This window comes from Virgisporangium aurantiacum (assembly GCF_016863635.1).
In the GTDB taxonomy this organism is placed as follows: Bacteria; Actinomycetota; Actinomycetes; order Mycobacteriales; family Micromonosporaceae; genus Virgisporangium; species Virgisporangium aurantiacum.
The window spans coordinates 33,641-45,920 of record NZ_BOPG01000033.1; the positions used below are offsets into that span (position 1 = coordinate 33,641).

Annotated in this window: 12 protein-coding genes; all 12 read left to right on the forward strand. The window is 73.4% G+C overall.

What is annotated here, in order from left to right; genetic code table 11:
• Nucleotides 1–27 precede the first annotated feature (27 nt).
• A complete protein-coding gene (locus Vau01_RS25845; RefSeq protein ID WP_203997230.1) occupies nt 28–1,194 on the forward strand; it encodes a DUF1444 domain-containing protein in 1,167 nt (388 codons plus the stop codon).
• Between the two features lie 134 nt (nt 1,195–1,328).
• On the forward strand, nt 1,329–1,568 hold the full coding sequence (locus Vau01_RS25850) for a hypothetical protein (RefSeq protein ID WP_203997232.1): 240 nt from the start codon (nt 1,329–1,331) through the stop codon (nt 1,566–1,568).
• A complete protein-coding gene (locus tag Vau01_RS25855; RefSeq protein ID WP_203997233.1) occupies nt 1,565–2,092 on the forward strand; it encodes a hypothetical protein in 528 nt (175 codons plus the stop codon). The genes Vau01_RS25850 and Vau01_RS25855 overlap by 4 nt, the downstream gene beginning before the upstream one ends.
• A gap of 18 nt (nt 2,093–2,110) precedes the next feature.
• Nucleotides 2,111–2,716, forward strand: coding sequence for a nicotinate-nucleotide adenylyltransferase (gene nadD / locus Vau01_RS25860; protein WP_203997234.1), 606 nt, complete (start codon nt 2,111–2,113; stop codon nt 2,714–2,716).
• A gap of 98 nt (nt 2,717–2,814) precedes the next feature.
• Nucleotides 2,815–3,207: a ribosome silencing factor gene (rsfS, locus tag Vau01_RS25865; protein WP_203997236.1), complete on the forward strand. Its 393-nt coding sequence runs from the start codon at nt 2,815–2,817 to the stop codon at nt 3,205–3,207.
• Nucleotides 3,204–3,836: a histidine phosphatase family protein gene (locus tag Vau01_RS25870; RefSeq protein WP_203997237.1), complete on the forward strand. Its 633-nt coding sequence runs from the start codon at nt 3,204–3,206 to the stop codon at nt 3,834–3,836. Before rsfS ends, Vau01_RS25870 begins: the two co-directional genes overlap by 4 nt.
• 171 nt (nt 3,837–4,007) lie before the next feature.
• The gene (locus Vau01_RS25875) at nt 4,008–4,256 is read left to right on the forward strand and encodes a hypothetical protein (protein WP_203997239.1); all 249 of its coding nucleotides are present in this window, start codon (nt 4,008–4,010) and stop codon (nt 4,254–4,256) included.
• A 33-nt stretch (nt 4,257–4,289) separates the two neighbouring features.
• Nucleotides 4,290–5,126, forward strand: a complete 837-nt coding sequence (locus Vau01_RS25880) for a DegV family protein (protein WP_203997241.1) — start codon at nt 4,290–4,292, stop codon at nt 5,124–5,126.
• Nucleotides 5,127–5,231: 105 nt separating this feature from the next.
• Nucleotides 5,232–5,987 (forward strand): ComEA family DNA-binding protein, encoded by a 756-nt coding sequence (locus Vau01_RS25885; RefSeq protein ID WP_203997243.1) that lies wholly within the window; start codon nt 5,232–5,234, stop codon nt 5,985–5,987.
• Nucleotides 5,984–8,455, forward strand: a complete 2,472-nt coding sequence (locus Vau01_RS25890; RefSeq protein ID WP_203997250.1) for a ComEC/Rec2 family competence protein — start codon at nt 5,984–5,986, stop codon at nt 8,453–8,455. Before Vau01_RS25885 ends, Vau01_RS25890 begins: the two co-directional genes overlap by 4 nt.
• Nucleotides 8,456–8,525: 70 nt before the next feature.
• Complete coding sequence (gene holA / locus Vau01_RS25895; protein ID WP_203997255.1) at nt 8,526–9,500, forward strand: DNA polymerase III subunit delta; 975 nt, start codon at nt 8,526–8,528, stop codon at nt 9,498–9,500.
• A gap of 80 nt (nt 9,501–9,580) precedes the next feature.
• Nucleotides 9,581–12,013, forward strand: a complete 2,433-nt coding sequence (locus tag Vau01_RS65310) for a hypothetical protein (protein ID WP_203997257.1) — start codon at nt 9,581–9,583, stop codon at nt 12,011–12,013.
• The last annotated feature ends 267 nt before the right edge of the window (nt 12,014–12,280 follow it).

Below are 12,280 nucleotides of genomic sequence, written 5' to 3' on the forward strand. Positions count from 1 at the left end.
GTGCCCACCTGCGTGTAGTCTCCCGACGTGGACGCCAGGGAGAACTTCGTCGCCGAGGTGCTCTCGGAGATGCGGGCCCAGGGAGCCTCCGACGCCCGCTTCGACGAGGAGCGCTTTGCCGTGGCGTACCAACGCGACGCCGACGCGACACAACCGGTCTGGATGTACCTGGCGACGCTGTTCGCGGAGTGCGAACGCGAGCCCGAGACGCGCACCGACCGGATCCGCCGCTACGTCACCACCTTGCTGGGTACGCAGGAGCCGCCGGCGGACTGGGCGTCCGTCCGGCCGCTGCTGCGTCCGGTGCTGCGCGGCGCGATGTTCGGCCGCAGCAACGAGTCCAACCGGCCGGCGGTGCTGCGCCGGCCCGCCCAACCGTTTCTCGACGAGCTCGTCGTGGTCGACCGCCCGACCTCGATGTCGTACGTGACGGCCGCGATGGCCGCCAACTGGGGCGTCGGCGACGAGGAGGTGTTCGCCACGGCGCGGGGGAACCTGGCGGCCGGCGGCGTGCTGCCCGACGCGGAACCGGCCGAGGGGCCGGTGCTGCTGCGCTTCGTCGACGACGGCGACGCCTACTGGCCGTCCCATCTTCTCCTCGACGGGTGGCTGGCGAGCCTCGCCGGCCGGGTCGGCGGGCCGCCGATCGCGTTCGTGCCCGACGTGAACACGTTGATGGTCACCGCCGCCGACCCCGACGGGCTGGCGCCGTTGCTGGAACTGATCGCCGACGAGTACCTGGAGGCGCCGCGGCGGCTGTCGCCGGTCGGCTACACCGTCGACGCGGTGGGCCGGGTCGTGCCGTACGCGGCGCCGTCGGGCCACTCTGTGAGCGCGATGCTCGGCCGGGCCGAGCGGCTGCTCGCCACCCACGAGTACGCCGCCCAGCGGGAACTTCTCGCCGAGGCCGACCTGCCCGAGTTCGTGGCGAAGCTGGAACTGTTCGCCCGCGACGACGGCTCCGTGTTCACCGTGACCGCGTGGACGACGTCGCTGCCGACGCTGCTGCCCCGGGCCGACTACGTGGGGCTGGTGGTCGACGGCGCCGAGCCGTTCTTCGTTCCGTGGCCGGCGGTGACGGGCGAGGGGTTGTGCGCGGAGGCGGTGGAGTACCGGCCGGTGCGGTACCGGACGGTGCCCGACGTCGGTCCGCCACTGGTCACGGTGCTGCGGCAGCAGGCGGTCGACCCGTAGACCGGTCCGCATGGTGGGAAGCTGGCCCACATCGCCGGCCCACAGGGCGGTGAATGGCCCCTCTGGTGGCCCCTCCGATCGTTCGTTGTGGCGGGTTCAATGCGGGGGCGGACAAGCCGACGGGGGGAATCGGCATGGCTTTCGACCTATTGCGGATCGCGGCGGAACAGGGGCTGCTGGTGGTGGGCCTCCCGGCCGGCCCCGGGGTGGAACGGCCCGGGTGGCGGCTGGTGTGCCAGCGCTGCCGTGGGTGGCTGGCGCTGCCGGCGCGGCCGCCCGAGGCGACGTGGTGGCTGCGCCGGGTGTGCGCGTTCGCCGTCCGGCACCGTCATCCGCCCAGCGGGTCGCGGAGGGCGGGGAGGGCCGGGCGATGACCGTGTTCCAGTACGGGGTGCGGGTGGCCGCGTCCCGGCCCAGGGACGCGCTGGTGGCCCCGCTGGTGCGGGGAACCTGCACCGATGCGGTGGTCGAGAGCGGTCCGGCCACCCGTCGGGTGCTGGTCTACTTCGACCGGGAAGCGACATCGTTGCCTGCTGCGGTCGTCACCTCGGTTCTCGACCTGGAGGACAGTGGCCTGGACTGTCTCGCGGTCGGGCCCGACGACGACCTCGTGACCCTCGATGTGATCGCGCCGCGCCTGGGCCTTTCGCCCGGCGCGGTAGGTGATGGCCCGGTGTTCGATGGTGCCGTGCCGGCGGTCGAGTGCGGCGGGTTCCGGGTGTTCCGGTGGAGCGACGTCGTGGCGTGGCTGCGGTCCGCGCCGGGCCCGGCGGCACGGGAACCGGCTCCGGCCTGGCCGCCGGTGTTCGCGGCGCTGAACCTGGCGCTGCGGCTGCGCCGGCTCATCCGGGCCGATCCGGGCCTGGTCGCGGCCGTCCGCGACCTGCTGGGGTCGTGATGATCTACGATGCCCCGAATGAACGTCGTGCGGCGGGTCGGCATCATGGGTGGCACGTTCGACCCGATCCATCACGGCCACCTGGTGGCGGCCAGCGAGGTCGCCGACCGGTTCGCGCTCGACGAGGTGGTGTTCGTTCCCACCGGTCATCCCTGGCAGAAGGCCGACGTGCCGGTGAGCCCGGCCGAGGACCGCTACCTGATGACGGTGATCGCCACCGCGTCGAACCCGCGGTTCACGGTGAGCCGGGTCGACGTCGACCGCACCGGGCCGACATACACCATCGACACGCTCCGTGATCTGAAGAAGACGTACGGACCCGATACCGGGTTCTACTTCATCACCGGTGCCGACGCGCTCGAACGCATCCTGTCCTGGAAGGACGCCGACGAGATGTTCAAGTTGGCGCACTTCGTCGGCGTCACCCGGCCGGGGTTCGAGCTGAGCGACGAGCACCTGCCGGCCGACACGGTCAGCCTGATCGAGGTGCCGGCGATGGCGATCTCGTCGACGGCGTGCCGGGCGCGGGTCGCCGGCGGCAAACCGGTCTGGTACCTGGTCCCCGACGGTGTGGTTCAGTACATAGCGAAGCGTGGTTTGTACCGCTTGTCCTCCAGCGAGTGAAACGAGCGCATGAATTCGGTTGGCGAGTAACCGAGAGGCGACTCCTGCGCCGCGCGTGAGAGGCTTGAGCGGTCCGGATTGGCGGAGAGAGGAGTCAGGTGCCCGCTACCCAGCGTGCCATCGAGATGGCACAGACCGCGGCCCAGGCGGCGGCCGACAAGAAGGCCGAAGGCGTCGTCATTCTCGACGTGGCCGACCAGCTCGTCATCACCGACGCGTTCCTGTTGGCGTCCGCCCCCAACGAGCGGCAGGTGCTCGCCATCTCCGACGCGATCCAGGAGAGCCTGCTCGCCCTGCCCGAGAAGGCGAAACCTGTTCGCCGGGAAGGGGAGCGGGCCGGCCGGTGGGTCCTCCTCGACTACATCGACATCGTGGTGCACATCCAGCACACCGAGGAGCGCGAGTTCTACGCACTCGACCGGCTGTGGAAGGACTGCCCGACGATCCCGTTCCACGACCGTGACCTGCAGCCGGCGGAGTCCGGCGAGTGACGTCGACCCGCCTCGTTCTGTGGCGGCACGGCCAGACGGCCTGGAACGCCGAGGGCCGCATCCAGGGCCAGCACGACGCCAAGCTCGACGACACCGGCCGGGCGCAGGCCAAGGTCGCCGCACGCGAGTTGGCGCTGCGTAAGCCCGACCTCATCGTGTCGAGCGACCTCTCCCGGTGCTCCGACACCGCCGCCGAACTGGCCGCGCTCACCGGTCTCACGCCCACCTACGACGTGCGGCTGCGCGAGCGCGGGTTCGGCGACTGGCAGACGCTCACCCGGGCCGAGGTGCGGGAGCGGTGGCCGGAGGCGTTCGCCCGCTGGGTCAACGGCGAACCGATCGACGACGCCGACGTGGAGAGCACCGAGTCGGTCGGCGAGCGGGTGGCGGCGGCCCTGATCGAGATCGTCGAGGCGCACCCGGGGAGGACGGCGGTGGTCACCACCCACGGCGGTGCCGTGCGGCATGTGATCGAGGCGCTGCTCAAGTGGCCGCACGGCGTCGTCTACTCGGTGGCGCCGCTGTACAACTGCCACTGGAGCGAACTGCGCCATCACCCGTCGCGCGGGTGGCGGTTGCACTCGCACAACGTGGGGGTGGGCGCGGCGGAACCCGGTCCGGCGCGCTAACGTCCGAGGGGTATGCGCAATCGACTGTCGCTGTCCGTCGCCCTCCTGGCCAGTCTGCTGGCCGGGCTGCTTCTGACCGGGTGCGGAGGAACCGACAGCGGTTCCGACGGCGGTTCCGGCAGCAGCGACTATGGCAGCAGTTCGTCGTCTTCGGAGCCGGGAGGGCCGAGCGTGTCTTCCACTGATCCGTCCGGAAAGTCATCGCCCGGGATCACCATTACCGGCACGCCGACCGAGGGCGTGGAGAACGGCTGCATCGTCATGCAGTCGGGCGCCACGCTGTACCTGCTGCTCGGCGGCGACCGGTCGGTCCTCATGTCGGGCCAGCCGGTGGTCGTGCGGGGCGTACCCGACCCGGGCCTGATGACCACCTGCCAGCAGGGGACGCCGTTCCGGGTCACCGAGGTCAAGCCGGCCTAGGTTCTGGCGGTCCGGTCGGCTAGCGTGCCGGGCATGAGCGTCGCTGTGGTCACCGATTCCACGGCTGCGTTGCCCGCGCCGCTCCTTGCCGGTCTCACCGTGGTGCCGCTGACGGTGGTCATCGACGGGGTCGGTGCCCAGGAGGGCGTCGGCGTCGCACCCGGCGCGGTCGCCGAGGCGTTGGCCGCCGGCAAGTCGGTGAGCACGTCGCGTCCCACGCCGGCGGCGTTCGCGGAGGAGTACGAGCGGCTTCTCGGTGCGGGCCACGAGGCGGTCCTGTCGGTGCATCTGTCGGCCAAGCTCTCCGGCACCTGGGAGTCGGCCGCGCTGGCCGCAAAGGACTTCGCCGGCCGCGTCGAGGTGATCGATTCCGGCGGCGCCGGCATGGGGCTTGGCTTCCCGGCCGTCGCGGCCGCGGGCGCCGCGTCGGCGGGCGCCGACCTCGCGGACGTCCGGGCCGCCGCGATGTCGGCGATCGAGCGGACGACGACGCTGTTCTACGTCGACACCCTCGAATTCATGCGCCGTGGCGGCCGGATCGGCGCCGCTTCCGCGGCGGTGGGGACGGCGCTCGCCGTCAAACCGATCCTCGGCATGCGGGACGGCGCGGTGGTGCCGTTGGAGAAGGTGCGGACGAGCAGCCGGGCGATCGCGCGGGTGGTCGAGCGGGCCTTCGAGGCGGTCGGCTCGCACGCCGTCGACGTGGTCGTGCAGCACGCCGCCGCGCCGGAGCGGGCCGACGCGCTGGCGTCGGCGTTGTCGGCACGGTTGGCCGTGCGGGACCGGTACGTGGGCGAGATCGGCGCGGTGCTGGCCGCGCACTCCGGCCCGGGCCTGGTGTGTGCGGTGCTGTACCGCGTCGCGCCTTAGCGGTCGCTTCTCCGGTTCGCAAGCTTTTCCACAGGCCAACCTCGATATCCACAGAACGCGATTGACCGGTGCGCGACCGGGTGGCGCGCGAATACGTTGCCCCGCATGCCGTTCCGTCGCCGTTCCGCCGAGGTCCCCGAGACCGATCCCGTTGTCGCCGCTCGCCTCGCTCGTGTCGTGGGCCCGGAAGACGGCGTCTTCCAACTGGTTCCTCCTCCTGAAGCGGACGATTCCGTCGACCCGGCGGCCGGCCGGCGGGCGCTGGCGGCGTTCGACCCGGGCCGGCGGGCGGTGCGGGCGCTCGCGGTACTGGCGCTCGTGGTGGCGGTGGTCGTCGGGTTCGTGGTGTGGCGGGCCCGGCCGAAGGCCGAGCCGGTGGCGGCCGATCCCGGTGCCGCCACGGTGGCGGCGGTTCCCGTGTCGTCACCGGTGGCCTCCATCGTGGTGTCGGTGGTCGGTCGGGTGAACCGGCCGGGCCTCGTCCGGTTGCCGCACGGCGCCCGGGTCGCCGACGCGATCGAGGCCGCCGGCGGCGTCCTGCCCGGCACCGACCTCGGATACCTCAACCTGGCCCGCAAGGTGGTCGACGGCGAACTGATCGCCATCGGCGTCAGCCCACCACCGGCCCCGCCGGGCGGCGGCACCGGCGCCGGGCCGGGTGCTCCGGGCGGCCTCGTCAACCTGAACACCGCCACCGTGGCCGAACTCGACACGCTGCCCGGCGTCGGCCCGGTGCTCGCCCAGCGCATCATCGACCACCGCAACCGCACCGGCGGCTTCAAGTCGGTCGAGGAACTGCGCAAGGTCGACGGCGTCGGCGACGCCCGGTTCGAACAGCTCAAAGATCTGGTGACGGTGTGAGCCCACCGTCCGGCAAGCCGGCGCCCGACCTGCGGCTGACCGCCTTCTCCCTTGGCGTGTGGCTGTTCGCCCTGCTGGCGTTGCAGCTGTCCGCGCCGGTTGCGGTGGGAGTAGCGGTGGGCGCCGGTGCCGTTGCCGCAGCCGCTCTGTGCTGGTGGCCCGGGTCCGGTTGGCGTTCGCGTCCGTCGCCGGGTCGTCGCGGCGCGTGGTTGCGTGCGCTGCCGGGCGGGCGCGGCGCCTCGCTTTCGCGTCCCTCGTCGAGCCGGCGCGGCGTCGTGCCGGCGTTCGGGGCCGGGGCGGTCGGCCGGATTGCCGTGGCCGTGCTGCTCGGTGGTGGCCTCGGGGCGGCCGTCACCGCCGCCCGGCTCGCCGAGCGCGACGCCGATCCGATCCGCGACCTCGCCACCGCCCGCACCACGGTGCGGGTCCGCCTCGTCGTGAGCGACGACCCGCGCGCGATCAACGGCCTGCCCGGGCGGCCGGCCACCTACCTGTTCCCCGCCCGCCTCCGTCTCATGTGGACAGACGAGGTCCGGGTACGGGCGGGGGCGCGGGTGCTCGTCCTGGCCGGGCATGCCGGCTGGCGCGGTCTCCTGCCGGGCCAGGTGGTGGAGACGCGCGGACGCCTCCAGCCGTCGCGCGGCGGCGATCTGCGGGCGGCGGTGCTGTCGGTCAATGACGCGCCCCGGCCGCTCGGCCGGCCGCCGGTGGCGCAGCGGATGGCCGGCTGGCTGCGGGCCGGGCTGCAGAAGGCCTGCGAGCCGCTGCCCGACGCGGCGGGTGGCCTGCTGCCCGGGCTCGTCGTCGGCGACACCAGCCGGCTCGATCCCGCGGTCGAGGCCGACTTCCGTACCACCGGCCTGACCCACCTGACCGCCGTGTCCGGGGCGAACTGCGCGATCGTCGTCGGGGCGATTCTGCTCCTCGTCCGGGCGGCGCGGGCCGGTCCGCGGACGGCCGCGGTGCTGTCGGTGCTGGCGCTTGCCGGTTTCGTCGTCCTGGCCCGGCCGTCGCCGAGCGTGCTGCGCGCGGCCGCGATGGGTGCGGTGGCGTTGATCGCGCTGGCGTCGGGACGGCCACGCGCCGCGCTGCCCGCGCTCGGTGCGGCCGTCGTGGTGCTGGTGGTCGTCGATCCGGAGCTGGCCGGGTCGCCCGGGTTCGCGCTGTCGGCGCTGGCCACGTCCGGTCTCCTGCTCCTGGCGCCGCGCTGGCGCGACGCCCTGCGCCGCCGTGGGGTGCCCGCCGGGGTGGCCGAGGCGCTCGCGGTGCCGGCCGCGGCCCAGGTGGCGTGCGGACCGCTGGTGGCCGGCCTGTCGGGAACCGTGAGCATCGTGGCCGTCCCCGCCAACCTGCTCACCGGGCCGGCGGTGGCTCCGGCAACCGTGCTCGGGGTGTTCGCGGCCGTCGTCTCGCCGGTCTGGCCCGGCGGTGCCGAGTTCCTCGCGTGGCTCGGGTCCTGGCCGGCGCGGTGGCTGGTGCTGGTGGCCCGGCACGGGGCCGAGGTGCCCTCGGGTGCGGTGCCGTGGCCCGACGGGGCGTACGGCGGGCTGCTGCTCGGCGCGGTCACCGTCGGGCTGTTCCTGCTCGGGCGGTGGCCGGTGGTCCGGCGGTTGTCGGTGGTGGTCGGGCTCGCGGCGGTCGTCGCGGCTCTGCCGGTGCGGGTGCTGACCACGGGTTGGCCGCCGCCCGCCTGGCTGGCCGTGGCGTGCGACGTCGGGCAGGGCGACGCGCTGGTCCTGGCGGCGGGGCGAGACTCCGGTGTGGTGGTCGACGCCGGTCCCGACCCCGCGGCCGTCGACCGTTGCCTGCGCCGGCTCGGCATCCGGTCGGTTCCGATGCTGGTGATCAGCCACTTCCACGCCGACCACATGGGCGGGGTCACCGGCGTGTTCCGGGGCCGCGCGGTCGGCTCCGTGGTGACGCCCGAGCACGCCGAACCGGCCACGGGCCGGGCAGCGGTCGCAACGGCCGCGGCCGGCACTCCGATCACGGCCGCCGGTCCCGGCTGGGCCGCCTCGGCCGGTCGCCTGCGGCTGCTGGCCCTCACCCTGGCCGAGCCGTTACGCGGTACCCGGTCCGATGCGAACAACAACTCGCTGATCCTGCGGGTCGAGTCTGCCGGGTACGTGTTCCTGCTCGCCGGCGACGCCGAAACCGAGCAGCAGCACGCCCTCCTGGCGCGTTACGGCCCGGCAGCCCTACGCGCCGACGTGCTCAAGGTCGCGCACCACGGCAGCGCCTTCCAGGAGCCCGACTTCCTCGGTGCGGTCGACCCCTCGGCGGCCCTGGTGTCGGTCGCCGCCAGGAACGACTACGGCCACCCGAACCCGGGTGTGCTGGCCCGCATCGCCGCCGGCGGCGCCCGCGTCATGCGCACCGACCGCGACGGTGACATCGCCGTGGTCGTGGCCGCCGGTGGCCGTCTCGCGGTGGTCGCCCGCGGCGTAGACCCGGGCCGCCGAAAATGATCGACGCCGGAGGTTGGGGGAGGGGGGCGGGCCCCCCAGGCGACCCGCGGGAGCGTGGCAGCATGGCGGGATGGCCGACGCTGTGACCGTCCACGTGGTGTTTGGTGAGGAAGAACTTCTCGCGTCCCGGGCGGTGGCCGGGATCGTCGCGGCTGCCAAGGCGGCCGATGCGGATGCCGAGGTGCGGCAGTACGAGGCCGGCGCTCTCGTGCCCGGGGAGCTGGCGGAGATGCTCAGCCCGTCCCTCTTCGGGGGGAATCGGGTGCTCGTCGTCCGCAGCGCGCAGGACGCCAAGAAGGACGTGATCGCGGCGCTGGTCGCGTACGCGAAGTCGCCGGAGCCCGACGTGACGTTGGTGCTCCAGCACAACGGGGGCGCGAAGGGCAAGGCGCTGATCGACGGGCTCAAGGCGGCCAAGGCCAACATGGTGGCCGTCCCGAAGATCGGGCGGGCGCGGGAGCGCGTCGAGTTCGTCACCGGGGAGGTTCGCCGGCTCGGCGGCCGGGCCAGCGAGGACGCCGCGGAGGCGCTGATCGCGGCCGTGGGCACGGATTTGCGTGACCTGGTGTCGGCCTGTTCGCAGCTCGTCGCCGACACCGGCGGTGGCGCGATCGACCGCAAGACGATCGCCCGTTACTACCGGGGGAAGGCCGAGGTGAGCGGCTTTCAGGTCGCCGACGCCGCGATGGTCGGCGACGTCGCGGCGGCCCTGGAGGCCCTCCGGTGGGCGCTGCACATCGGGGTCGACCCGGTTCCGATCGCCGACGCGCTGGCCGACGGCATCCGCACGGTCGCGCGTGTCGCGTCAGCCGGAAGGGGCAATTCGTACCAGATAGCGGGAAATTTGGGCATGCCGGCATGGAAGGTCGAGCGTGCCCAGCGTCAGGCCCGTGGCTGGACGGCCGATGCGCTCGTTGATGCCATGCGAGTGGCCGCTGAATGCAACGCGGCCGTCAAGGGCGGATCCGACGACCGGGAGTACGCCCTGGAACGTGCGGTGTTCGCCGTCGCGGCGGCGCGTCAGGGAGGTGGTGGTGCTCGGTGAGTACCGTTGAGCGGAGTGTTGGGCGCGCCCCGATCTACGCCAGGTTGTTGCGGCTGCGCCGGCTCAAGATCACTGGGTTGATGAGTTTCCTGCTCCTCGAGTGCACGGTCGCGGTCGCGATCCTGCTCGCGCTCGCTGAGCTGGTCAGTTGGTGGGCCGTCCCGCTGCTGCCGATTCTCGTGGCGGTCATGGTGAAGGTCAACGACATGGTCGGCGGGCCGGCCAAGTCGTCGGTCCCGGCCGTGGCCGAGGCGCGCTCTGTGCGCGTCACAAAGCAACGTGACGACGTGGGTGAGCCCACCGATCACCGCGCCCCCGACGAGCATCGGGACTGGGACGAAGAGCCGGAGTGGGACGCGGCGCGCGACTGGAACGCCCAGGCCAGCGCCAGTGCCAGCGGCGAGCGGACCGTCGACCGGCCCACCGAGGAGATCATGCTTCCGGTGGAACTCACCGGCCGTCCGCGGCAACGCCAGGCGGCCCCGGCCGAGCATTACGACCCGGCCGTGACCACCGAGTTCCAGATGATCACCGACGATCACGTCCCGGAGCCCCGGGCGTACGAGTCCCCGAACCCCTACGCGCGCGAGGTCTACGAGACGCACGAGTTCCAGGCGGTCCGCGACCCCGACGACAGGCCCGCACACGCGTACGCGCAGCAGGAGTCGTACCAGCATTCCGGGTACGAGGAACGCGGGTACCAGGAGTACGCCGAGTACGGGCAGGCCGTCTACGAGACGTCGGCACATGAGGCGAACTCCGGACGCCATGCCGCGGTCCTCCCTGCCCCGCCGTCGGTTCCCGTCGCGCGATCCGCTCCGACCGCCGCGGGGTTCCCCGGGTCGATGGCGGAGACCCTTCCCGCGATGCCGGTGGTCTCGGCCACGCAGGCGGGTCCGTCGGGTGCCGCGTTCCCGGCGCAGGCCGTGCCGGTTGCGCGATCGATGTCCGGGGGATCGTTGGCGGCAGCGGGCAGCGCTCTCGCCGCCCGCGGACGCTCAGGCCACGACGAGGTCCGGCAGCCCGCACACAGCGCGGCAGAGGCCGGCAACGCGGCCTGGAACACGACCGAGGCCGGCAATGCGGCCGATCACGCGGCGTGGAACACGGCGGAGGCCGGCAACGGGGCCGATCACGCGGTGTGGAATGCGGCCGAGGCCGATCATGCGTCGTGGAATGCGGCCGGGGCCGGGAACGCCGGATGGAGCGAGGGCCGGAACAGTCAGCCACGGGACTCCGCCGAGGGCGGCAATGCCGTGTGGAGCGCGGTCGGGAGCCGGCAGGCGGCAGCGGCGCGGAGCCGGCAGGAAGTGGCGGCCGAGGGCCGGCAGGCGGCGTGGACGGCCGACGATCGCAGCGGAGCCGAGGGCTGGAACACGGCCGACGGCTGGAACACGGCCGACGGCTGGAACACGGCCGAGGGCGGCAACATGGCCGAGGGCGGCGGTCACGCTGCCTGGGATACGGCCGAGGGCCGCAATGCGGCCTGGAGCACGGCGGCCGAGGGTGGGAACTCCGCCTGGAACGCGGCCGAGAGTGGACGGTCGGGCGGCGACACGGCCTGGAATGCCGGCGGCAACACGGCCTGGAACACGGCTGAGGCCGATCACGCCGCGTGGAACACAGCCGAAGACCGGAACCAGGCCTGGAACTCCGCCGGGAGCGACAACGCAGGCTCGGGCACGTCGGAGCGCCGGCAGGCGGCATGGGCAGACGAGGCCCGGGACACGGCGTGGAACACGACCGAGAGCCGGGACACCGCCTGGGTTCCGGCCGAGGACCGCGGCCGCGGCGACGGGCGACCGGTCGCCTGGAACACCGCCGAGGTGCAGGCCGCTGCCCGCAACGCGACCGATGGTCGTTCGGTGGCGGGGAACGCCGCGACCCGCAACGCGTCGGATCGTCGGGTGGCGGCGCGGGGTGCGGTCGACAACCGTGGCTCGGCCCGGAACTCGACCGACCGCCGCGCGCCGGTCGGGAACCCGGTCGAAGGCCGGCCGGGCGTCCAGGGCGCGACCGAGAGGCCGGGCGTCCGGACCGGGGGCGAGGGACGGCCGGGCGGCCAGGACAGGGTCGAGACCCGGCCGGCTGTCCGCACCGGCGCCGAGAGCCGCACCGCGGCCCGGGGCACGTCCGACGAACAGAGCCACCAGGCCCGGGCCGCCAGCCACGCGGCGAGCTACTGGAGTCGCGTGGCGGGCGGGGGCCAGCCCGGTGCGGCCACGACCCCGGCCGCGCAGCCGGAAAGTGGACCGCCGAACCTGCCCGGTGCGGCGGCGCCCCGGCGCGCACAGTTGTTCGGGGCGGCGGTCCGTCGGTCGATGGCGGCGCAGGCTCAGCAGCTCGGGGTGAATGCCCTCGGTGGGACCACTCGGGGGGCCAGTACCCGCAGTCCGCGTGGCGCCTCCAACGAGACCGGACGTCACTCACGCGGTGACGGGAACGGTAGTGGGACTTCACGGCCGGGCATCCGGTTCAACGACCGCGGGTTCGGTCGCCTCCGGGACGCCTGAGGCGCGGCCGGGTGGCTTGAGGCGCGTCGGTGCTCCGACGCGGGATCGACCGGCGCGCTGATGTCTTTGCGGCCGGCGTTGGTGCTCGGGTCCACCGCGTAGGTGCCGGCGGGTAGGTGTACGGATACCCGCCGGCCCGGTTGCGGCCGTATACGTGTTGGTGCCGTTGGCGTGCGCGCGAACGGCATGTTTGGCCCACCTGTGTCAGCCGAGGAGCCGGCGGTGCCAGAGCCCCAGTGCTGGCTCCACACGTTCCCCGTGACGTGG